The organism is Bacillus sp. NSP9.1 (genome assembly GCF_000465465.2).
Lineage (GTDB): Bacteria > Bacillota > Bacilli > Bacillales > Bacillaceae > Bacillus > Bacillus sonorensis_A.
This window is the reverse complement of the sequence record NZ_CP048273.1, coordinates 2,344,908-2,367,318: the sequence shown is the minus strand read 5'-3', so window position 1 is coordinate 2,367,318 and position 22,411 is coordinate 2,344,908. Positions and strand designations below refer to the sequence as shown.

The following is a 22,411-nucleotide window of genomic DNA, read 5'->3' as shown; positions in this document are numbered from 1 at the left end:
TGGAAACCCTCCCTTTAGAAAATGATATGATGTTTTTTCATGTTAGGCGGCACATGGTAATGAAGTTTATAGGGGCCTCCTGTTTTAACTGGATAGTAATCTAATCTGAAAATTGGTTTTCCGGTAGATTTTAAACGAACCTGAATAATTCTGCCACCACCACCGGGGCCATCGATCTTGTATTTGCTCGGCGCTTTTAAAGCTTTTTGGACATGCGGCCTCGCAATCGCCCAACCTTTTTTCATTCCAGATCTGCCAACTTTGCTCATTAAGACCCTAAAGCAGCAGCAACTACTGGTATCCACATCTGCTTTATTTCAGCGTCCTTAACTTCTTGTTTGGCTAGCACCTGTTCTAACAGCTGAAATACTGGGTCTTCTATTAAAAAATCAAATTCTTTTTCAAACTCTTCATTATTAAAACTTTGAATATCTTTTTTATTGAGGGATGAAATTGAAGATGTTCCATCAATGTTTTTTGGAAAAATATCATATGTATTGAGAGTTGAGTTGAAATCAATGCTTTCATCCTCTTTTCCCTCTTCAATTGCTTGAGATAATGGACTCAGAACATTCTAACCAACACAAAGACCAAAAGTGAGACAATAGTTTTAATAAACTTTTTCGCCACATTTGACCTCCTAGTTAATTATTTACATTCCAAATATATCAATATAAGGTATGGGAATCAACAGTTAATTCAGTCAATTTCACTTTAATCAGTCAAATATTGCGTTGATGGTGTTTCCCTTCTGCTCAAGATAAACATTCCTGAGAAAGAAAATTGTGGCATACTGGTGAATAATAAGGTTTTATTTTATATTTTATATGGAGTATTGACAGTCTTCTTCTATTTTATGGACGGGTGGAAAGTTTTTGCTGTGATACTCTCCGTATTAGGAATATTACTTTTGGTAACCAAGCCGTATAGAATACGAAATAAACAATTAGCCAAAAAGATTAGAAATAATGTTGAAATGCTTAAAGAATTCGATTCAGACTTTAAAGCTGATGGTTCTTTTACTAATTACAATAAAAAAATTTCTTTCAACGAGTCCAAGAAGATTTTTAAAATTTACAAACGAAATGAACACAATGAAATAGTGTCCAAAGCTTCTAGAGGTAAGCAGACTTCTGGTGCAGCAATCGGTGGGGTTTGGCAGGAGGTGTAGGAGCAATAATTGGCGGACTTTCTTCTGGCTCAAAGCAGGTTACGATGATTAAGTCCATTACCATGAAAATAACGGTGGATGATTTTAAAAACCCTGTTCACTATATTGATTTCCTACCTATCCATGATTCTCCTGGTTATATTCCTGTTGGCTATAAGAAAGACAGTGACATAATTAAAACTGCTCTTAAGAAAGCTGATTATTGGCAAGGATCAAGTCGCTCATTAATTGGGCGACTTATTTATTTGCATCTGCAGTTTCATCTTCAACAAACTCTACTACTTCTTCAATATTGCACTCTAAGTATTCGCAGATTTTCAGAATGACTGCCAATGACCTTTTAGACATTTTAACTAAGGTTGATGATGATATCCCTAAGCCCTTTTTTAAATCAAACATTTCTATGTATCGGAGAATCTGAAAACAAATCAGTGGACAGTTATGAAAGTTATTTCAACTCAATCATGAGGTAATTTTTTTATAAAATTTGGTGGTCAAAAAGTGGTCAAACCTATCAATTAAGGTCTTACCATTCATTTTGACCACCATCTTATTTTTCTAATACTCTTTTAAATCAATGATTTACCCATTAATACTGAGACATATACTGCTCGCGCTCCCAAGGGTGGACTTGTGTGCGGATTATAACCTATATTACCTTTATATATCATATTGGGTCATGAACGTTGATATATAAGGGTTTCATTTTTTTATGTAGGATAAAATATCAAGAAATATTTTTTGATTGTGGGTGTTTTGTGGGTGCATTTGTGGGTGTTCACTTAACTGTTAACACATTGGATAATCCCCCTCATTTGTTTTAAAATGTAAATGTTCGTTTTAAACTAGAGGGGGATCAATATGAAAAAGATATTACTGGTTTTATTTTTGGTGTTAGCAGGATGCAGCAGTGCACCACAAAATAAAACTGACGACCAGACAGCTGCAGCTGAAGAGAAGACAGAAACCACCGAAGCAAAGAGTGATTTTGGTTTTACTCTAAATGAATTTATTGATGAATATAATAAAAACATAGACAGTATTGACATGGATGTTATTGAGGAACCTCTTTCCAGGCTTGATAAAGATGGTGAATTAAATGAGACGAAGGAGAATTTTGTTCAGATTTTGGCTAATGAAAAGGATAACTCTAATACGGATAGAGACTATATAATATCAGGAATGTTCAATAAACAAGATGTTTTAACAGGAATTAACCTTATTTCCAACAGCGATGATTATTCAAAGCCGTCAATGAAAGGTATGGGGGCTGCTTATATTTTATTTGTAACTATGGGATTTAGTCAGGATGATTTAAATAAGGCTTTAAAAGAAGCTGATCCTGATTATTCACTTTCAAATGATATCTGTGATCTTACACTCAAGCTCCGCCCTAATTTCAAAATGTTTATTATCGAAATTCGCCCACTAAAATAAAAGCCTTCTCTTTAAAGAGGGCTTTACTTTGAATGGGTTATTTTTCTTGTTGAGAACAGAACAAACGTTCCCTTATAATCATCTCAAGGAGATGAACACCACCATGAAAGATGACAACTTAAAAGATCGGGGATCAATCAAATGGACAGCTATGATGCTACCCGAACATGTCAGCCTGCTTCGTGAGTTAGAAAGCAACCAGGACAAAGTAAAAAGGCCGGTTCTTGACATGTCTCAGATCGAAGATATGGAAATGGTCATAAGTGAAGCAATGGAGTTTAATAATCCAGTTCAGTTTTCTGTATTTAAGCAGCTGCCAATGCTTAACGGCCCTGAAACCGGGGAGATCATTTATATAGAAGGAAAAATCCATTACATAAATCAGCTACGGAAGGTTTTTCATGTCGTGGATTCAAAGGGAGACACGAATTTGATAAATTTTGAGGATGTTGTTGGCGTGAAAATGAAATAGCCCCTCTCGACGAAAGAAGGGCCTACTGATCATACGGCCGGTATTTTTTCCGGCCGGCCTCTAATTCTTTTTTTAATTCCTCCACATGACTCAAAAGGAACAAGCTCACAGTGCCTACCTTCTTTACGGGTTTAAGTTTAGCGGAAGTCACCAGGGTGCTTAAGCGCTGTCGTGTAACACCAAGCAGCTCCCCTGCTTCTGCTGCTGTCAAAACCTCTTCCTGAATAAATTTAATTTTTTCGTTTTCTGTCATGTCTCTTCTCGCTCCAAATCATAATTAATCCTTTTAACAGTGTAACAATCACAGCCAGGTATAAAATGATGCCCGTGATTTTCCCGAGAGTGCCGACTTTTTCAAAATCAATTGCAACAATGCCCGCTATTAGGATGAGCATAGTTGCCATATCTAATGAGCTGTAATGCTTAAAATATTGTTTCATAATTTGTGGACGTGATATAATGAATTGGAGAGCAAGGGGATTTCTCCCCTTCTCTCACTCACTATGTTTAGCGCTTCTTGCTTACCCGGCGGGAGCGCTTTTTCTTTTTCTTGCCTCTTTTTTTGCTTTCGTTTTGCCATATATCATAAATGTGTTTGAATATGGTCACCACTCCAGCAGTAGCAAGAATCCAGTTTCTCACCTCGTCCACTTTAGCACCTCCTTTCTATATTTTAATTATACCAAACCTATTTACAACGGTAAATAGCATTACAAAAAATAGGTTTAATTATCTATGTAAATCGATTCATTTTCATGGTTGTACAGGATTTATTAACCAATTCCTTTCCGTAAAGTGGTAAACTCTATACTGATTGTAACTAAAAGGATTAGAGGAGAATGCCATGAAGACTCTGGATGTTCAGGCGTTGCACAATGCAATTGATCAAACGCTGGAACAATTAAAACAACAATCAGACGAATTCGCCAAAGTCAAAAAGGCCGTTGACGGCATCACATCACTTGATGATGCTTTAAAAGGAAAAGGCGGCGACGCGATTCGCGCCTTTTACGAGGAATGCCACACCCCTTTTCTACAGTTCTATGATACTTTCATAGAGGAATACAGTTCCGCGCTGAAGAAAATGAAAAACGCGTTGAATTCCCTGGAACCAAACCATAATGGATTTATTTCACAGTCCTTTCTCGAGCACGAACTTGAGAATGGTTTAAATGCTGCTGATCGAACAACGAAACATTTGGTTTCCAAGACCAACGCGACAATCGCAAAAGTCAGTCATATCGTTGATCTGCCGGATTTGAACGACAGCGATTTTCACGAACAGAATCAGAAAGCGTTAAAGGAAATCAGCACGACTCTTGAAAAGCTGCATGCGTTTGACCGCGAGCAAACAAACGCCCTCAAAACGGCTGAAAACGACCTTGAGACGATGCAGAAATACATTGCGCGGCTCGAAAAGATGTATACCGGACCAAAAATTGAAATAACCGGCTATCAAAAAGGCGCGATTTTAAAGCCGGATGAGATGGATACCCTGAGTGGAAATCAAGAATCAGCGATGGGTGTTATGTTGAAAAAAGTCGGAGACAAAGAAGACACTGAAATGAATACTCTCGCCGACCCTGATCGAACAAAGAAATTGGCGGCACAAAAAGTTTCTAAGAAAGTGTATAGTGAAGAGGAGTTAGAAAAGCTAGAAAAGAAATATACTGCTTATAATGACACAGTGTATCGAGCTTATATAGATGGTAATATAATCGTCAAGATAGAACCTGCATACACCCTTCCTGAAAATGTTGAAAAGAGCGAATGGGAAAAATATCTAGAGACTGGTTTGGAATTTGCAGGAGTTTATGATGCAGTAAGAGCCGGATTTGGGTACGACCTTGCAACAGGTGAAATTGTCTCAGTTAAAGATCGTTTTATGGCTGGATTTTATGTCACACCTTTTGGAAAAGCATTTAAATACGGAAAACGCGGTTACAAATTATTCAAAGGTGAGGAATCAGCAAAGAAAATTGCCAAGGTTGAGAAAGGTGCAAAAACAACTGAGAAAGCTTCTAAGGCTGAAAAAGGTGCCAAGACGTCTAAGAAAGTTTCGGGGATTGAGAAAAAAACTGTAACATCAAATAAAGGAAAAACTATCGATATTACACCTTCTCCAAATCATTCAACAACTACATTTATACCACATCCAGGAAAAGGAGTTCCTAACTCATCTGTTGATGTTGTAGATAAGAAAACTGGTGAAGTAAAAACTAGAAGGTATTATGATTCTGAAGGGCGCGCTATTCGAGATGTGGATTTTACGAACCATGGAAATGCAAAACAACATCCAGAGTGGCCGCACGAACACATTTTTGAATGGAAAGAGGATGGTAAATTTAAACGTTTACCATAAAAAGGAGTGTTTAATATTGAATATTGAAGAGTTTAAAGAAAGAGTTGAAATGGGTGAAGAATTTCAATTCTACTATCTGGATGAGAGCTACTGGATAAGTCAAAATGATGAAGGTTTGTACTTAACCAGAGAAAGGGATAGCAATTCACAATCTTTCAAAACAACAGATGAGCTTTTTGAAAAAGGAACAATAGATAATAAGAAAATTAAAGAAATTTGGGATAAAATTGATATTTAATAAGGATGATATAAAATGAGCAGGCATAGCGCCTGCCCTTTTTTATTACTACAATGTTGATTTTTATCTAACTCGAACTTTCTGGCCAGCATAAATCTTGTTGGGATTCTTGATGTCATTCCAAGCCTGCAGCGTTTTAATTGATGTATTGAACTTTTTTGAAATACCGGATAAAGTGTCACCGGATTTGATTGTGTAATACTGCTTTTTGTTTGATGATTTTGATACATTACCGCTAATCTTTAATTTCTGGCCAACATAAATCTTATTTGGGTCTTTTATGTTGTTCAAACTCTGAAGAGCTTTAACAGTTGTTCCGTATTTCTGTGCTATTTCAGAAAGTGTGTCTCCTTTTTTGACAGTGTAAGTCGTGTTGGATTTCCCTGACTTTTTGTTTGAAACAGGTTTTACTGAGGATGTTTTTTCAGTTTTTACAGCTGCCTGTGCACGTAAACCGTCACGGTAGCAAATGTTCATGTCCACATTACCGGAAATGCCAGCCACCTTTCCACAATCAGAATACTGCCAAATATCTGCATCCCGACCAAGTTTGTTGTTGTAACGGGCGACCCATAATGCAAATGGCTTCAGTTTAGATTCATCAAGGCAATTCTCAAGGAAAGACTTGCCGCTATAAATCATGGCGAAATAACCGGCTTTTTCAACTTCCCGTAAAAAGGCCACTGCTGCATCTGTCAAAACTGATTTACCAACATTCCTCTGATTCACTTCTAGATCAAGAACAAGAGGGTATGAGAGACTGACCTTTTTGACAACTGATAAAAAGAATCTCGCTTCTTCCAATGCTTCTGACTTTGAACCGAATCTTGCAAAGTGGTAGGCTCCCGTTTTAATCCCAGCAGCGTTCGCACCTGAAACATTCGTTTCAAATTTATTGTCCTTTAGGGTTGTTCCTTCTGTTGCTTTGATAAAGCCGAATTTAATACCGTCCCCCGCAACTTTCTTCCAATTGATGTTTCCTTGCCAGTGTGATACGTCGATTCCTTTGATTCCCATTATTAAAATCCTCCTTTAAATTAGTTAAAAGGCTGCCAGCCAGCAACCTCATTTTGTTAATCCTTTTTGTTTCAAAACTTCTTTTTGCTGCTTACCTTTATCGGTGACATAGTTGTTTTTAAACCAAGCGACCACCGTTGTGACGATTGTAAAAATCGTAGAGCCCGCCAAATACAAAGCGTCGGCCAACGTATTGACCTGATCCTCGCTGATCGGCAATGCTGACTTTCCAAACATGATCAATGTCTGGTTTACCAATGCAATAAAAAGAAGCACCGTCCGGACGACCGTGCCTTTGTCTAAGTTTTTCATAATGTGTATTCCTCCTATTTTTGCAGTAGATTATAAAAAACAGCGATTGCGCCGCCGATGATGCCGGTACTAATCGCAGTAACGATCGCGCCCGTAATGCTGCGCTTGATCCAAGTTGTGTTTTCCTCGATCTTGTTCAGCTTTTCATTGATTGAAATGATCTGCTGATCATGTCGGTCAGACGTCCTTTCGAGGGTAGTGATCCGCTGATCTTGTGTTTTTTGATCTGCTTTGATTTCTGCAATTTCTTTTTGTAAAACATCATAATCATTCGCTTGTGGCATGTCCTGAAATCCTCCTGTTCTCACATCGTATTCACCTCCCCTGAGGCAAAATAAAAACACCCTTATAGGGTGATAGTCATACCCAAGTCCACACTGAAGGCAGGCTTATCATAGCTCTTGCCTGTGACTTGTTCATATTCTGCTGGAGTGATCCAATTAATTTTCACATATTCTCGCACGTCATCATCTGTATAACACCCCCAATCATAAAACTGTTTTATATCTGATAAAGCTGGATACTTCATGAAGACGCACCACCTTTTAGCGCTTCAATATCGGCCTGAAGACGCGCTATTTGTAAAGACAAAGAAGCGTTCTGCTGTTTTAAGGTATCTATTTGCTTTTCGGCTGCCTCCAGATCTGTGGAAGTTACAAGCGTCATAAAATCTGTCCATCCTTGGCTGTGATACCAATACCTTATAGAGATTCTTGGGTCTTTTATATTTCCTGCAGGTAAGAAAAACTGAGCAAACCGGTATTGAGTTGACTTCACATTTAAAATCCCGCCATAAGAACCTGGGTATCCTATGGCCTCATTAGCTAAAAGTGGAAAGGTTGAAATTCCATCAGGATAATTATTTCCATCATAAGAAGCATCTTGAAAAGCAGAATCATTAATCAGATTAACCTGCTTCGTTGTTACTTGATGCGGATTAGACTTGCTATTAACATGGTCATTTATTTTGGATTCTGCCTCATTCCACTTTGTTCTTTCACTTGATGTAATATGTCGTGAGCTGTCTTGATTATGGGCATCGAAATCAATTTTTGCTGCCTGCTTTATATTCATCACTTCTGATAAACCGATCTGGGCTTTCGTCACATTGTGCGGATTATCTTTATTGTTCGCATGCTTGTCAATGTAAACTTTTGCATTTGATTCCGCAGCATTTGCTTTTTCCTGGGCGCCGTCCTTTGTTTCGATGTTCTCAAGATCAGCAAACTTGGCTTTAAGTTCCTCAATGGTTTGGCTGATTTCATCCATTGTTTTGTTAATGCTCGCCCGAAACGTTTCAACATCATCAATGTAATACTCAGCCACAGGGATAATATTTTGATCTTCTAACGTTTTCGCAATGGAGAAAGTGAAATAAACTGTCGCAATCGCCTGTCCGTTCGTATAATATAGTTTGATCTCAGCTCTGACCTGGCCGTAATGTTTAAGCTCTTCATCGGATAAGACATATTCTGCTTTCCCGTTTACTTTATCCGTCAGCGTCAAGCTGCGTTTATAAAATGAGTCATCCGCATACAATAGAACGATTTTGGCGTCTACGGCCGAAAGGGGCAACGGAGCGCCGTCTTTTGTAAAAGAAAAGGACAGCTTTGCGCTGCCCGTGTCCTGGGTGAAAAACTGTATATTGGTTGATTTGGCCGCGGTTTTCTGTACGTTAATATCAAATGATACCTCGCCTTCTTTATAAATCATCACTAAACCTCCTTACATCTGTGGGTGCATGAAGACCTGGGCGACACCATAGCCTTTTTGAAGAGAATACGGTTGTTTAATACGCATCACGTAAAAGCCTGGGCCATCCTCGGATTTAGTCCCTATTCCGCCAGATGGCACGATGCGATCCCCCGCCTGAACAGTTTCATCAATTCTGACATATACCTGCCCGACCAAGCCGACGACATGCCACTCGTCCCGTTCTTCCCGCGGGATGTATTCAAGATCAGGGTTATAGTTTGGATTTTCCTTCGGGACCTTAATCTCTCGGCCATTTTCATTGATGGTTTCATAGATAATGCCACCAAACTCATTTCTTAAATAGCGATCATTCCAATAAAAAGCTGCGCCACCCATAATGACGCCAGCCGTCTCAGAAATAACGCCTAAAACCTTGTCGCCTTTTTCTGCTTTCCGAATTTTGTCGCCGTCCAAGGTCACCAGATAACCGGATTCAATTTTTCGGCCATCTTTGGATTCAAAGTATTCCGCGAGGTCTTTTAGATCAGATACACTTTCGACGGCGCCGGTACCTCGAACCGTTCCCGCCTTCGCATTTATTTCGGCTCGTTTGTTCGCGGCAGATGGCTCGCTGCCATATCCCCAAACGGTGGTATAACTTTTATCGTTTATGACGTTAACCGATCCGAGGACCATTGCCGACACTGAACCCGATCCTTTTACGTGTGAATTATTCGAGCCTATTACGGTAGAGCGCGAACCTTCAGTCGTGGAACCACCACGGGTTGCTATGAGTGCGTTCGCCTCGCCTTTCGCTTTCCCGCTTCCCGTTGACGCGATGATTGCGCTTGTGTCAGTCAACGGAGATCCGGAAGATGAAGCCGCCCGAAATCCGCTTTTAATGTTATTTGGAACGGAGGAATAACGTTCACCCGCAATAACTGCCGCATCCGTATAACCGTAAGCACGTACCGCGATAATATTTGCTTGGTTGTTCGGAGATGTAATTCCGGCGGTTCCGCCTCTTGTGTGTGCAATACCATTCATTAAGGTGACAAAATATACACCGCCGCCTAAACTAATCCCGACCGGTGCCGAATCGTGGATCGCGAAGTTTGAAATGTGAACGTCATCCGTTCGTTGATCGCCCCCAATAACGTGAATATCAGAACCGGCCCTCGCAAATCCGTATACTTGTAAACCATTAACATTAATTTTTCGGCTTTTGTATTGAAAAGCAATTATTGGCGTTCCTTTATAGTCATATGTCGGATCACCGATCGCCCGGAAATTAGAAATCATGACGCGCTGGTAAGCTGAAACAACAAGCGCTTTCGGTTCTAATCCGGCATAAAGATCATTAAATATCGGTTCCCGAGCAGTACAATCAATTATTGTAACGTCTCTAGCTGTTTCACTCCATGGATCGCTTGCCAAGTGGTGGCCGATGTGACGCAAATCAAATGCTCGAACATCACGGTAAGATTCGCAGCCGCGTATATGGACGTTTGACGGTGCCGGCCATTCCGTATGCGCCTTTACTTCGACGCCTCGCACGTTGCCTTCCGTGTAACAGTCGATGACCCAAACGTTTTTAGAACCGTCGTCTACCTCGATACCATTGGAATTGGCCGCTCCTGCAGCATGCGCCTTTCCACTTGGATTTGTCATAACACACCGTGTAATAAAGATGTATTCACCATAATGCGTAGTTACCCCATCATCGCCATACCCCGAACCGACACATCGATCAAACCATATATACCGGCAGCCATTTTTCGTATAGTCAGCGTCCGAAATATTATAAGTTGGCGCAGACGCATCGAAACAATGAAGACCTGGATTAATACCCTCTACTTCGCGGGCAATTCCGAATTTAACATTCGCAAAGGTTAGGCAGCTTGAATGCAAACCACCGGTTGCACCTACACCGCCTTGTCGATTTGGGTTCCAGTCAAGTGACATTCCTTCGACCATAATATTGCGGTTTCCTTTTGCATGATCCACGTTTGTTACGACCCATTCGCTGGCCGGCGTATCTTCGTGAAGTTTCAGTGTGGTGACTCCTATACCCTGACCGATCATATACGTCCAGGACGGAAGTTTTACGCCTTTTACTATATAGGTTCCGGCCGATAGATTCAGTCTGACTTTACCGGTACCAATAGCTTTTTGGAAGGCTTCGGTACTATCTTTAACGCCTGTCGGATCAGCTCCGAAATCGTCGACGTTTACAGTCCGTTTGATTTTTTGTAGGAGCTTCTTATATTCCCTATCGAGCCGTTCTTTCAACAATGGTTGGATATTTCCATCAGCATCTACACGGGCATCCACTACTTCTTTTACGTTTGTACCGTCAGTGTTTAGAATCAAGTTGCGAAACCGATTATACAAGCCGTCTATATATGTGCGCAAAGAAAACCCGCCGTGGTCGATTTGATCCGACGTGTGGGCGGTTTTAGCTTTTTTATGGGACTGAAGCTTAATTTCTTGATCATTTAAACCACTTTCTATACTTTGCATATCTGATCTTAACTGTGCTTGATGGCGGGAATTTCGTGTATGATCATAGTCCTTAATTAGCCGAACCATATTGTTCACTCCTTTTTTGGCAAAATAAAAAAACGCCTACCTGAGCGTTTTAAAAAGCTGATCAATATATCGTTTTTGATCCCTTAGTTGTTTGGCCTGATTTACTGCAACATCCTGAATGTCTTTTCTGAAATTCGCGAATGTTAGTTTCGGGCTGCTGTATGGGTTTAACGGGTTGTACTGAATAGAAATCAGTCTCACATCATCTTCAAATGTGATTCCCGCTGCCGTATCAGCCAGGACATGAATCGTGTCGCCTTTCCAGAAACCCTGTTCAATTTCTAAAAGCTTTGGCTCATAGATTTTTTGGAAGTCTGCTTCAATTGTCATTTCCGGATAAGGATTTACACGCTTTTTCAAAGCAGAAATCATGCTGCTGGCTTTTTTTATGGTTTCATCTTTAATTGGATCAGCCCAGCGCGGCAGGCCCTCGAGTAAAAACTTTTTTTCATCCGGATGTACGTATAAGATCGGCTCAAATTCATATTGTGGGTTTTTACTGTCAGTGCTGCTCTTCTTCAACGCCCCGTAACCCCAGGCACGCGTTGTACTGTTTTGTGAATTTGTCTCAATAGAAATGCCTGGCATGTTATAGCGCGAATCTAAGGTGAAATTGATTTTTTGCCCCATTTTCTTATAAACAAGTATTTTATAATTATCAACATCCAGCTCAGGACCGTACTCCGAAATAATTTTATCCACCAATTCCGTTGAATTTCCGTCTCCAAAGTTTTCTTGCTCGGCAATAGGGAAGTCACTTTCTGGAGACTTCAATTCATATTTGAAAGGGGTATCTTTTAAAGCAATATCAAAAGCCTCTTTAATCGTCATTTTTTTAGAAGCAGTTTCATTCACATAATTATTGATCAGTAGAACCGAAAAAATGTGACTGGCTGAAACTGTTTTCCTAAGGACATTATTTTCTTGCCGCAGGTCAACGTTTGTAATGTAATACTTTTGATGATTGAATTTCCTTTCATCCAGATAAAGAATATTGTCGTTCACTAACAAATCAAATTCTATGGCGTTCTCCTGTGTTTTAGTGATGGAGAAGGTAAAGCTCTTTTTTCCTGTCGTATCGTCTGTCAGATCGACAGAAACGCCCGTAATTTCCACTACATTTTTACCGTCCTTTGTTGATACGTGCAGCTGTGGAAAATCAACATCAGAAGGCAGATTTTGATTGAGAGGGACATCTTTCCCGTCATACTCCTTGCTTGGATATTCCGGCTCCGGTATCGGGATTTCAGGTTCATCTGGCTCGTCCGGCACCCCATCCACAGAATCATATTGTGTGAGTTTATAAGTGAAAATGATACTGTTCAGTTTAGTAGCGTAATTGGGATCAGTCGCATACCCGGCCTTTACAAGGGCGGCTGTCGCTTTCTTATAATCTTTTTCACCTACCACAGCTTTGTAGTGATCGGGATCCCAACTTGTTCCGTTTACATACAGCCTGGCTAAATCTTGAAGGGAAGCATACCGAGATGGATACTTGCGGAACTTGGCTTGCACTTGGGTGGGCTTCCCGTGTTTATCATATTCAGTCGTCCACATGAGGACATATTGACCGTTATAAGTACCCTTGATACCGAATAAGTTTTTACCCTTCTGAGCGAGTCCGCTTGTCCCCCATGCACTCTCTAAACAGGCTTGAGCAATAATGAGAGACGCAAGAATATCATATTTTTTATATATTCTTTGTGCGTCAGCTGCAATTTCTTTTATAAAATCTGAATTTGCCATTTTGCTTGCTCCTTATCCGTAATAGAAACGGGTATCGAATGTGATTTCAAAATCATCGGTATTTTGAATTTCAAACTCATTCATTCCGATATCGAGCCCGGGGAGCCGGCCAGATGTTTTTACGGGTTTGTTATTGATCACAGTATACTGTTTTACAAAAGTGACAGGCTGAGATTTTTTCAACTCATGTTCGATTTTCAGCTTTTCGCCACTTGTATGGTTGATGATCGTCACGTTTTTTCCTTTAGCTCGTAAGGTCACATTATAGTCATGCTGCATGGGGTTAATATAGGCATCACCCGTGTTATAAACCTGAAATCTTTTTCGGTTTTTAAAGATGTATTCCAGGTCGTCCCGCATTTGAATATTCATGCCTGGGCTCCAGTGTTCCCCATGAAAATTCTGTTTTGTAAGAGACGTAAATTTTGATTCGGCCAGGCCGTCGATGTTATTAAAATCAACCGTGAATGAAGTTTGGTTTTTCTGTTTCTCTTTCGGTATGCTAAAGCTACCGTCACACGTTACAAGAAAACGGAGGTTCGGCAATAAGTCAGTCGAAATATAGTAAGGGAACGGCTTCACCAACAGTGCATAAAGCTCCCGCCTGTACTGATAAAAATTTTCTGCGATGATCGAGTTTAATAGAATTTCTACCTTGATAGATCGCTCTTTAAAAACAACATCGCGGGGATGCTGCGGCAAGACAAGGCCGTTGACCCTCGGTATCTTCACTGTTTCCCGTTCAATGGCCGGTGAATCAGGCGTAAAGCTCAGCAACTTAAAATGGGGGAGCAAACTTGATAAGCTCTGTTCCCCCAGGCCATTATTAAAATCTAAATAAAGGTTCATCAGGTTCGTCTCACCCCACTCTGATAAGCATTTTGATCATATCGGTCTAAACTCTTCCTATCCAAAATCCTGCCGTCACCTTGTTCAAAAACGATTTCCGCCACTTGTTTTCCATCAATATTGACAGGCGCCGGATAAATTCTAATTGGCCCGCCCGCGGCCGCCGGCTCTGGTTGTCCTCCAAACGATAAACCATTAGAAAGAAGCGTAATGAGAGCATCAAGCTTCTGATTCAAAGAAGGTGTATCAACTTCATTTCGGACGACTAACTCCGAACGCAAGGACAACAACTCATCAGCCGCGCCTTTTATGTTGTAAGCCATTTTGTTGATCTCCTGTTTAAGTGACAGGTTGGCTCCTTGCCCTAACGCCTGGGCGCTTCGTTTTGCGCGGGCTGCTGTTTTGTTTATCCCGATAGCAAAACCGTCTGTAAAGTTGTGACCTTCCGTAATGGTCTTTTTGGCGGGAGATTTTGAAGCAATCGACTTTTTCAATGCAGATATTGCAGATTTACCAAGATTCCATGCCGCACTAAAAAGCGAGTTGCTTCCGATTCCGCCCTCAATTCCTTTGACAAATCCAGAGACAAAATCCGATCCCACACTGTCTGACTTCACACTTTCCAGGCCGGATTTTGCTTTGTTTGAAACCTTGGAACCAGCGTTATAAGAAGGTGTTTGCTGGCTTAACAAACCTTTGGTCAAGTCCATACCTGCTTTCTTACCGCCTCCGCCGTCTGTTGTCTGGCCGAGCCGACCGGACACGGTTTTTGAAAGACTTGCTGCAGTTGTACTGTTTTTCGCCTTTGTAGAATTTAAACCAGCATTATGCTGATCCCCTTTTTCCTTCCCGGCTGCACGAGCCTGACCGCTGTTTTTAGACAGTTCCGTGTTAACGGATTGGCGAAGCACGCTGCTGGATTGTTTATTAATCCCGAGCGTATTTCTTAACCCCAGAGCAAAGGCATTACCTTTTTCCATACCAAAGAGCTTCGGCTGGTTCTTCCCTTGGCTTAACCCCTGATTGGCTCCTTTTTCAACCTGGCTTCCCGTAGCCTGGGCTTGACCTAATGTACTACTTAGCCCCAGATTAAAGGCTGATCCTTTTTCTCGTCCCGCCTGTTCAGCTTCTTTTTTACCACCGTTCATTTTTTTTAGGACGTTTTGGATCGCTTCATCTGCCTTTGCTTCGGCTTCCTCCTGGGTATTTCCGAGACCGACATAAAAATCCTCAAGAGCTTGTCTAGTCGTCTCAATAGCTTTTTCTTTGCTATCTCCGAGTTTGTTTAAATATTCAATTTGCTTTTGTGCCCAACGTTCTTCATATTCAAATTGTTGTTCATCAAAAGTTTGTACCATACCCATGGAATTGGAAAAGAACTTCTTTTGTTTTTCAAGAGCTTTGCCGGTTTCCAGGTCTAGCAATTTTCCGTCCTTGGACATTTTTGAAAAAAGAGCACGAGAATTTTTTTCATATGAAGCTGTATTTTCGGCTAAGGTTTTTTGATAGTCAGCTGAACTTTTTTTCAAGAGAGCCTCTTTTTGCTGAGCATCGATATAGCCCTGGGCATACAGCTGGTTTAAGATTTTATTCCGATAGTCGTAATCTTCTTTTGCGGCTTTTTTCCCGTCGTCATAAACTTTTTTGATCTTATCGTTGTATTCTTTTGCTTGTTTGTAAGAAAGCTTTCCCTGCTGATCATTTACAGCCTTTTGCATCGCCAAGGCTTCTTTTTGGTTGGCCGCAAATTTGCTGGTTGATTCCTCAAAATATGAAATGATCTCTTTGAATTTCCTTTTCTGAGCATCATTCATTTTGGAAGAGACAAGACCGGTTTCTTTCTGAAGTTTTTGCAGTTCCTTGACTTTTTCTCTGGCTTCTCCGATATCCGCGTCTATATCGCCGACCATTTTGTCCACGATTTTTTCACCGGCTTTTTGGGTGTTCTTATCGGTATCTTCCATCAAGCCTTCAATTACAACAATCGCATCTTTTTTCAACATCTCAAGCTGTTGTATTAGTTCGTCTCGCATATCAGAATACGTTTGAACTAATTTTGCAGCCATCTTATCGGCTTCCTCGCCGGAAACCCGTGTCAGCTCAAAAAGTTGGGATTCCGCTTTTTCCCTCAAATCCACATAAGAGCCTGCGGCTTTTTGTGTTGCCTTTGAAACTCCTTCACCAAACAGCAAAGTTTTTTCCCTGGCTTCCTCCTGCTTCTTCTTCATGTTTTCGGTCTGTTCAGAAACGGCATACATGGTGACTCCCAAAGCACCAAGTAAAGCCGTCCCGCCGACGATAGCCAATCCCACAGGACCGGTGAAGGCTAACAAGGCACCGATTCCGGCCGTAAGCGTAGCGACCGCAGTTGTCACACCCAAAACGCCTGCAGCAAGAAGCGCGGTTTTCCCTATGGTTTCTTGAGTGCCTTTATCAAGGTTATTGAACATGGTAAGCAGGGCAGCACCTTTATCCGCAAGGTCACCGATTGAAGGAAGAAGCCCTTCTGTCAGCGCGATTTTTGCGCCTTCCATAGCCGACTGAAACTTTGTAATGCTTCCTTGTGCATTATCAAGCATTGTGTCAGCCATCTTTTTGGCCGCGCCGTCGGATTCTTTCAGTTTTTCCGTGTTTTTTCCGAGCGCTTTCGAGCCTTTTTGTAGAAGGACAGCCCACTGCTTGTATGCTTCAGCCCCCACAATTGTTTTCAGGGTTGCAGCCTGCTGCTCTTTGGTCATCCCCTTCATGCCTTTTTCCATTTCCGCAACGACTTCCGGCAGACTTTTCATATTGCCGGCAGCATCAAAAAATTCAAAACCGAGCTTATTAATTTCTTTTTGAGCCTTCCGGGTAGGAGTTGCCAGACGGATAAGAGACGTACCAAAAGCCTGACCGGCAATAGAACCTTGTAAACCGGCGTCGCCAAACGCCATGATCGCGGCAGCCGATTCTTCCATGCCCCAGCCGAGTGAGTTTGCATTTGGTGCAAGGTATTTCATGGCCTCGCCCATTTCTTCAACGTTTGTGTTAGCATTTGATGCCGCATAAGCTATGACATCGGCAGCATGTGCCGAGTCCTCGGCCTTTAATGCAAAGGCAGACATGATGTTTGATGTAATATCTGCAGCTGATCCAAGTTCAAGCTGTCCAGCCGCGGCCAGACTCAACATGCCAGGCATAGCCCCGTAAATCTCATTGGTTTTAAACCCGGCCATCGCAAGAAAGCTCTGTGCTTCTGCGGCTTGGCTTGCTGTGAAAGATGTGCTTGCTCCAAGTTCTTTGGACTGTTCCGTTAATTTGGCAACCTCTTTTGCGGTACCGCCGGAAATCGCCTGCACTTTGCTCATTTGCTTTTCAAAATCCATGCCGACTTGAACCGCATCTTTTAAAGGTAGGACTAAACCACTGAAGGCAATACCTGATGTCATAGCCACAGATGAGCCGACATTCCTCATTGTGCTGCCAACTGTATTCATTCTTTGGCCCATTCTATGGATGGCAGAAGAAGCGCGCCTTGCTTCATCCTCCAGCCTTTTGATCCTTTGCGTGGTCTGTGTCAAAGCATTTTGCGTTTTATTCATTTCAGCTGTGGCATAATTCAGCCGCCGGGATAATGTCTGTGTTTCCTGTGCATCTTTACCTTTTTTGATAGCTGAATCAGCATAGGCCCTTTCAAGAGCCTTCACTTTCCGCTTGTGAATGTCCAGCTGCTGGCTGAGTGTTTTCGCCTTCTCTTGAGACGTCCTTAATTCATTGCCCCATACGCCTACAGCTGTACGATTTTTTTCAAACTCAGATTTGACGTTTTTCATTTGCAGAGCAACTGCACGCATTTCCTTTCGGAATGGGGTTGAGTTTGAATACAGGTTAATCCTTACATCCTTTGCCAATCGGTCACCCCCTTACCCCAACACCTGGTCAATGTAAAGACGCTTTTCTTCTTTCTCTCCTGTCGGCTTTCCACCGGCTTCTTTTCGGCGGGCCAGGCGCCGCAGATGATAAAGAATGTCCATTTCATCAATCTGGTTTTGTGTATAGCCGATTTCTTCTAACGCGTTGTACATGTCAATGACAGCGTCAGACAAATTTACTTCCCCGGCTCTTCACCCTCTTTTGGATCAGGGTTTAAAATCTGACTTGCCTCAGCGATATTTCCTAAAACGTAGTTTGCTGTGCCGTAAATTGTTCTGGTGACCAGCCTGGCATCAATGCCATTTTCAAATTCATCAGCTGTGAATTTGTTTCCAAACGCAGCACAGATAAATTCAATTTGCTTTTCAGTGTAGATGCGTTCAGGGTCGGTTGACTCAATATCTTCTGCGATCTCGGCCGCGTCCCGAAACAGCTTTCCTGAAATGAAATTTGGTGTGACAAACTTTTTGTTTTTACCATTGATTCTGAGATTGATTGAAATAGGCTCCATCTTGATTCCTCCCTGTTTTTGGACAATAAAAAAGAGCGCCTATAAGCGCTCCAAATTCTTTATTTACCTAAACCAATTGCTTCGGTTTTAGCATCTGTTGCAAAAGCAGAACCATCATATACAACTTGATTAAACCAGTTTTCACCGTTAAATGTTTCGCTGTCCTCTGCTTGCGCTTTCCAGCGCCGTTTTCCTTTCGGGCTTTGAAGTGGCATAAATGAAACTTTGAACTTAGCGCTTTCCGGATCAGCTTTGTCTTCGGTCGTCTTTGATTCGATTGGCATTAATTCAGGTAGTCCTTTAAGAAACCAATAATACCGGTATCCGCCTGTTGATTTCTTCGATCTGAAGCCGAAAGCCAGATGAATTGCCTGGTCATCAGCACTTCCAAAGGAAACCCCATTTTCTTCTGAATGACCATAAATTTTCTTTTGTACACTCATTGGCAAATCGGCCATTTCAGCTTCTAAATCAATATCGCCCATACTATTAAAAATGTCATAGACGCCGTTATCCGCATAAAATTTTGTTTGCTCTGATTTTGGGTCTACCTTTATGCTAACGGCTCCCGGAATCCGCTCTGGGATACCGAATTTCAAGTCTTTTTCATCATCCTGATCGACTACTGCATAATGAAACATATCTAAACCGTAAATTGTTTGTCCCACTACTTTTCCTCCTTTAAAAAAGCTTTCTTATATCGCATTGCTTTGTGAAAAACCTTGTCCGCCTCTTCGTATAAATCTTGAGAATCGTATCGGCCGTAACCGATTGACTTCATAAGCCGGTCAATTTCTTTTGCGATTTTGGTTTCTTGACTGACCGTATTTGAATTGGTAAAAATGCTGATCTGAAAGCGAACCTCCGAGGATTGCGCCTGATTATCGGCATATGAATCATCAGCATTTTTCAATTCGGTATACATGATTCTTGGGTATGCGTTAACGTCTGAAGCGACTCTATTATGAAAGCCGCCTGTCACCAGTTCTTTTAATGAGAAATCGTTAACCAGGGCAGCGCTCAATTCTGCTTTTGCATCAAAACTCATTTGATTGGCGCTGTTAGAATGCGGGCCATTACTTCCACAGCTGACGCCTCCCCTTCATCCCTGCCTTTTTCGATAAAAGGATACGGCGGCATTTTTGATGTCCCATATTCTAAGAAGGCAGCCCGAAAGGCAACTTTTTTATTAGGTCCGATTGAAACGAATTTTTCTGCGCCTTTGGATTCCCTAGCCTTTGAAACCGTAATGTTATCAGCTATATGGGGCTGATTTTTACCGCTTCGATTGACATTTTGTCGCTGGTGCTGCGCGATAATTTCTCCGCCGGCTTGCAAAGCCACATCTTCCGCCTTTTCCACGTCTTCACCGATTCTTTCAAAATATCGATCTAGGTCGGCCAGCCCTTCAAAGTTCATTTCAGCCATTGAGCCCCACCTCCTGGCACATAATTTCAAGCCACTTTTTTGAGTCTTCAGGATCGTTAAAGTCAAGGATGTCAAAGGTTCGGAAAACAGGTTCACCCTTTTCATTTGTGCTGATCTGTTCAACAATTCTCATATCGCGTTGAATATCTTGCCGGAACCGAATTGTGATCTTTTTAGGTGATTTAACGCCCCACGCCCCCGCAACCATAGACTCATTGTTTCCGAGAGAGCTAAAGCCCTCCACAGCGCCCCAGACGGTGAATAAATCAATATAAGTTTCGCTCCAGTTCAACTCTTCATCCTGAATCTCGGTCTTCTTTTGAAAGGTCAGGCGGTACCGCAGATCGCTAGGCCTCTTTCTCTTCATCTTCCTGCACCTCATCATCCGTATAACGCAGCTGCGTCAATAGATTTTCAACAGTAAAAGGGATGGACGAGCCGGTTGTCCCTGACTCATACATCCCTCTGTTTTCATACCAATGCGCGACAAGCATGTGGGCCACAATTTCAAACTGTGGGTGTCCATCAACAAACCGCCCAATAGCATTGACAATATAGCTTTTCGCTGCCGCAATAAATTGCGTTAACATTTGATCATCTTCAGAATGGTCCAGGCGGAGATAATTTTTCATATCCACCAAATTCATGATGGTTCACCCGCCTTATTCTTGTGGCTCATTGTTCGCAGAATCGTCAGAGCCTGCCACTTTTTCTTTCAACTCATCAATTTGAGATTGAAGGCTATCAAGTAAGGCCTTTACTTCGCTGTTTAAGTTTTCCATCATGATGCTACCTGTTCCTACGTTATTGCTTCTTACTACCTTGTCACCAAGCATTTCATGGGTAATGCTTTTTTCTTCAATGACAGCAGGGTCACCTTTGTCGCCTTTAGGGCCTGGCTCTCCCTGTGGGCCTTGCGGGCCGGTATCTCCTTTTTCCCCTTTTGGTCCCTGGGGCCCTGGTTCCCCCTGCATCCCTTTAATGTATAAAGGGTTGTCTTCACTGTTATTCTTCAAATAGACAGCTGTTACAGGCTTACCTGTGCCGTCATCCTCTGCGGAAGTGTAAACGCCATTACTTTGATTTAAAAATTGTTCTGCCATTTTTCATCATCCTTTGCTTGAAATTTTATTCAGTGCCAGATGAACCCTCTAACTCTTTCAGCTTGGCTTCAATATCGGTAAAACGCTTCAAGATAGTCGAGTTCAAATGCTCTTCCATTACACTGCCGGTACCGATGTTGTTACTTCGAACGGATTTGTCATCGAGCATTTCATGAGTCACGCGGATATTTGATCCGTCCCCGCCAAAAGTAACTTCCTGACCGTCCTTTATGACTTTTCCTCCATTAATCTCTAAAACACCGCCTATGACTGTTCGATCCCCGCCATCGGTGTTATAGTTTTTTGTTACATGTGACATCAAGGCTTCCTCCTTATTATTTTGCTGCCTCTTCAAGTGTTAACTGACCATATACGGCCGCTTCAGAGTCCCATAGTTTGACATCTTCGCGTTCAATAGCGCGCACTTTTGTTGTGTTGGTTTCAAATGCACCGGCACCCACATCCGTGGAAGCGATAGACTGCTGTTGACGGTCGAACAAGACAATTGCCTCTTTCAGATCCCCAACGATCACAGGTGCTTTTCCTGATTTTGTTTTCAGCACTCTGTTAGAAACGACAACAACCCGGCGGCCAAACAGCATTTTTTGTGTTGGCTCAGTCGGGTTGTCTTTAAGAAGATAACGGCCGTCACCATCTTTCAAATTGTCAAGGTAATCAAAGCCGTCTTGGTTCGTCATAATGATAGCGTTTGGTGAAATCGCAGGATCAAGGGTCACATTAAGGGTTTTCTTAATGGCATCTAACCCTTTAAAATCAACCTTTTTCAGTTTTTCAAGAGTTCCAAGAATAAGCGCATTACGGGTTGTGATCGACTTTTTGGCGAACCACTTTGCCACATAGTTCATAATTGCTTGGTCTGTATCTTGCAGCAATGTATTTGAAAGAGGCAAGATTCCAGCATAATCAACAATGTTGTAGGACAGCTTGCTGAATTTCGGCTGATCTGTTTCTTGAATTTCATCCATTTCTTCAAGAACCGCGAATGGAGTCATGTCGCTGTTTTTCTCAAGCATTCTTGTTCCTGAACGCGTGGCAACCGGTTCTACTGTCACGTATTGTTCAAGCTGGTGTTCCTGCTCCCGCTTTAATTCTTTAATAGTTCTCGAAATATCTTCAGGAATTAAAATGCCTCCGTCTTCCTCATTTTTACCGGACATAGCTCTAAATTCAGGGCTTTCAAGTAAATCCCGTTCTTCCTCAGTCAGACGCTTACCACGAATTGATTTGACAAAGACAGAAGTAAATTCTTTTTGTCTTTCTTCCTTGTCTTCATTTCCGTTTGATCGATTTTGCACATCGCTCCCCAATTTAGAACCAAAATTATCTTCCGGTAATTCTGGAACAGCAAGAGAACGGCCTTCCGCCAATAATTCAATTTGATTTTTTAAGGTCTTGGCCTCGTCAAGAAGCGTACGAGCCTCTTCGGCATTTCCCTCCTGCAGCTTTTGATCAGCTTCTTTTTTCTTTTCCGTAAATTGTTGTCTCAATTCAATTTCTTTTTTGCTCATTTGCATTGGCATAAAATGTTTCCTCCTTGTTTTTAGA

General features: G+C 41.8%; 28 protein-coding genes. 5 read left to right on the top strand and 23 right to left on the bottom strand.

What is annotated here, in order from left to right; genetic code table 11:
• Window positions 1-14 precede the first annotated feature (14 nt).
• Window positions 15-245, bottom strand: coding sequence for a hypothetical protein (locus M654_RS12315; protein WP_051290372.1), 231 nt, complete (start codon window positions 243-245; stop codon window positions 15-17).
• A gap of 551 nt (window positions 246-796) precedes the next feature.
• Here M654_RS12315 and M654_RS23920 point away from each other — a divergent pair.
• Window positions 797-1,171 carry a hypothetical protein gene (locus M654_RS23920; RefSeq protein ID WP_236251126.1) on the top strand — a complete coding sequence of 125 codons (375 nt, stop codon included), beginning with the start codon at window positions 797-799 and terminating at the stop codon, window positions 1,169-1,171.
• 237 nt (window positions 1,172-1,408) lie between these two features.
• Here the strand turns inward: M654_RS23920 and M654_RS12305 are convergent, their stop codons facing one another.
• Window positions 1,409-1,519, bottom strand: a complete 111-nt coding sequence (locus M654_RS12305; protein ID WP_328700289.1) for a helix-turn-helix domain-containing protein — start codon at window positions 1,517-1,519, stop codon at window positions 1,409-1,411.
• A 513-nt stretch (window positions 1,520-2,032) separates the two neighbouring features.
• Between M654_RS12305 and M654_RS12300 the strand changes: the two genes are divergently transcribed.
• Both M654_RS12300 and M654_RS12295 read left to right on the top strand, forming a co-directional pair.
• Window positions 2,033-2,608, top strand: coding sequence for a hypothetical protein (locus tag M654_RS12300; RefSeq protein ID WP_026587189.1), 576 nt, complete (start codon window positions 2,033-2,035; stop codon window positions 2,606-2,608).
• 103 nt (window positions 2,609-2,711) lie between these two features.
• Window positions 2,712-3,080 carry a YolD-like family protein gene (locus M654_RS12295; protein ID WP_179115763.1) on the top strand — a complete coding sequence of 123 codons (369 nt, stop codon included), beginning with the start codon at window positions 2,712-2,714 and terminating at the stop codon, window positions 3,078-3,080.
• A gap of 22 nt (window positions 3,081-3,102) precedes the next feature.
• On the opposite strand, the gene M654_RS12290 is transcribed toward M654_RS12295, so the two are convergent.
• Window positions 3,103-3,333 (bottom strand): MerR family transcriptional regulator, encoded by a 231-nt coding sequence (locus M654_RS12290; RefSeq protein WP_026587187.1) that lies wholly within the window; start codon window positions 3,331-3,333, stop codon window positions 3,103-3,105.
• Between the two features lie 254 nt (window positions 3,334-3,587).
• A complete protein-coding gene (locus M654_RS23580; RefSeq protein ID WP_021837703.1) occupies window positions 3,588-3,731 on the bottom strand; it encodes a hypothetical protein in 144 nt (47 codons plus the stop codon).
• A gap of 193 nt (window positions 3,732-3,924) precedes the next feature.
• Here M654_RS23580 and M654_RS12285 point away from each other — a divergent pair, with 193 nt between their 5' ends.
• Both M654_RS12285 and M654_RS12280 read left to right on the top strand, forming a co-directional pair.
• A complete protein-coding gene (locus M654_RS12285; RefSeq protein WP_026587185.1) occupies window positions 3,925-5,442 on the top strand; it encodes a T7SS effector LXG polymorphic toxin in 1,518 nt (505 codons plus the stop codon).
• Between the two features lie 16 nt (window positions 5,443-5,458).
• Window positions 5,459-5,680 (top strand): hypothetical protein, encoded by a 222-nt coding sequence (locus M654_RS12280; protein WP_026587184.1) that lies wholly within the window; start codon window positions 5,459-5,461, stop codon window positions 5,678-5,680.
• A gap of 63 nt (window positions 5,681-5,743) precedes the next feature.
• Here the strand turns inward: M654_RS12280 and M654_RS12275 are convergent, their stop codons facing one another.
• The 19 genes from M654_RS12275 to M654_RS12185 all read right to left on the bottom strand — a co-directional run bounded on the left by M654_RS12275 (window position 5,744) and on the right by M654_RS12185 (window position 22,386).
• Window positions 5,744-6,697 carry a glycoside hydrolase family 25 protein gene (locus M654_RS12275; protein WP_026587183.1) on the bottom strand — a complete coding sequence of 318 codons (954 nt, stop codon included), beginning with the start codon at window positions 6,695-6,697 and terminating at the stop codon, window positions 5,744-5,746.
• Window positions 6,698-6,745: 48 nt separating this feature from the next.
• Window positions 6,746-7,009: a phage holin gene (locus M654_RS12270; protein WP_026587182.1), complete on the bottom strand. Its 264-nt coding sequence runs from the start codon at window positions 7,007-7,009 to the stop codon at window positions 6,746-6,748.
• 14 nt (window positions 7,010-7,023) lie between these two features.
• Complete coding sequence (locus tag M654_RS12265) at window positions 7,024-7,293, bottom strand: hemolysin XhlA family protein (RefSeq protein ID WP_026587181.1); 270 nt, start codon at window positions 7,291-7,293, stop codon at window positions 7,024-7,026.
• Between the two features lie 62 nt (window positions 7,294-7,355).
• Window positions 7,356-7,538, bottom strand: coding sequence for an XkdX family protein (locus M654_RS12260; RefSeq protein ID WP_026587180.1), 183 nt, complete (start codon window positions 7,536-7,538; stop codon window positions 7,356-7,358).
• Entirely contained in the window at window positions 7,535-8,722 is a 1,188-nt protein-coding gene (locus M654_RS12255) for a phage baseplate upper protein (RefSeq protein ID WP_201278474.1), read from the bottom strand. The genes M654_RS12260 and M654_RS12255 overlap by 4 nt, the downstream gene beginning before the upstream one ends.
• A gap of 12 nt (window positions 8,723-8,734) precedes the next feature.
• On the bottom strand, window positions 8,735-11,296 hold the full coding sequence (locus M654_RS12250) for a peptidase G2 autoproteolytic cleavage domain-containing protein (RefSeq protein WP_026587179.1): 2,562 nt from the start codon (window positions 11,294-11,296) through the stop codon (window positions 8,735-8,737).
• A 36-nt stretch (window positions 11,297-11,332) separates the two neighbouring features.
• Window positions 11,333-13,042 carry a phage tail protein gene (locus tag M654_RS12245; protein WP_026587178.1) on the bottom strand — a complete coding sequence of 570 codons (1,710 nt, stop codon included), beginning with the start codon at window positions 13,040-13,042 and terminating at the stop codon, window positions 11,333-11,335.
• A gap of 12 nt (window positions 13,043-13,054) precedes the next feature.
• A complete protein-coding gene (locus tag M654_RS12240; RefSeq protein ID WP_026587177.1) occupies window positions 13,055-13,891 on the bottom strand; it encodes a phage tail family protein in 837 nt (278 codons plus the stop codon).
• Window positions 13,891-17,781, bottom strand: coding sequence for a phage tail tape measure protein (locus M654_RS12235; protein ID WP_026587176.1), 3,891 nt, complete (start codon window positions 17,779-17,781; stop codon window positions 13,891-13,893). The genes M654_RS12240 and M654_RS12235 overlap by 1 nt, the downstream gene beginning before the upstream one ends.
• 12 nt (window positions 17,782-17,793) lie before the next feature.
• The gene (locus M654_RS12230) at window positions 17,794-17,976 is read right to left on the bottom strand and encodes a hypothetical protein (protein WP_026587175.1); all 183 of its coding nucleotides are present in this window, start codon (window positions 17,974-17,976) and stop codon (window positions 17,794-17,796) included.
• 2 nt (window positions 17,977-17,978) lie between these two features.
• Window positions 17,979-18,314: a phage tail assembly chaperone G gene (gene gpG, locus M654_RS12225; RefSeq protein WP_026587174.1), complete on the bottom strand. Its 336-nt coding sequence runs from the start codon at window positions 18,312-18,314 to the stop codon at window positions 17,979-17,981.
• 59 nt (window positions 18,315-18,373) lie between these two features.
• Window positions 18,374-18,982, bottom strand: a complete 609-nt coding sequence (locus tag M654_RS12220) for a major tail protein (protein WP_026587173.1) — start codon at window positions 18,980-18,982, stop codon at window positions 18,374-18,376.
• Window positions 18,982-19,362, bottom strand: a complete 381-nt coding sequence (gp17, locus tag M654_RS12215) for a tail completion protein gp17 (RefSeq protein WP_026587172.1) — start codon at window positions 19,360-19,362, stop codon at window positions 18,982-18,984. Before gp17 ends, M654_RS12220 begins: the two co-directional genes overlap by 1 nt.
• Window positions 19,359-19,742 carry an HK97-gp10 family putative phage morphogenesis protein gene (locus tag M654_RS12210; RefSeq protein ID WP_026587171.1) on the bottom strand — a complete coding sequence of 128 codons (384 nt, stop codon included), beginning with the start codon at window positions 19,740-19,742 and terminating at the stop codon, window positions 19,359-19,361. Before M654_RS12210 ends, gp17 begins: the two co-directional genes overlap by 4 nt.
• Window positions 19,735-20,109 carry a phage head closure protein gene (locus tag M654_RS12205; RefSeq protein WP_051290371.1) on the bottom strand — a complete coding sequence of 125 codons (375 nt, stop codon included), beginning with the start codon at window positions 20,107-20,109 and terminating at the stop codon, window positions 19,735-19,737. Before M654_RS12205 ends, M654_RS12210 begins: the two co-directional genes overlap by 8 nt.
• Complete coding sequence (locus M654_RS12200) at window positions 20,090-20,389, bottom strand: head-tail connector protein (RefSeq protein ID WP_026587170.1); 300 nt, start codon at window positions 20,387-20,389, stop codon at window positions 20,090-20,092. The genes M654_RS12205 and M654_RS12200 overlap by 20 nt, the downstream gene beginning before the upstream one ends.
• 15 nt (window positions 20,390-20,404) lie before the next feature.
• A complete protein-coding gene (locus M654_RS12195; RefSeq protein ID WP_026587169.1) occupies window positions 20,405-20,845 on the bottom strand; it encodes a collagen-like triple helix repeat-containing protein in 441 nt (146 codons plus the stop codon).
• 25 nt (window positions 20,846-20,870) lie between these two features.
• Window positions 20,871-21,164, bottom strand: a complete 294-nt coding sequence (locus tag M654_RS12190) for a hypothetical protein (protein ID WP_026587168.1) — start codon at window positions 21,162-21,164, stop codon at window positions 20,871-20,873.
• A 16-nt stretch (window positions 21,165-21,180) separates the two neighbouring features.
• The gene (locus M654_RS12185; RefSeq protein WP_081692838.1) at window positions 21,181-22,386 is read right to left on the bottom strand and encodes a phage major capsid protein; all 1,206 of its coding nucleotides are present in this window, start codon (window positions 22,384-22,386) and stop codon (window positions 21,181-21,183) included.
• Window positions 22,387-22,411 lie beyond the last annotated feature (25 nt).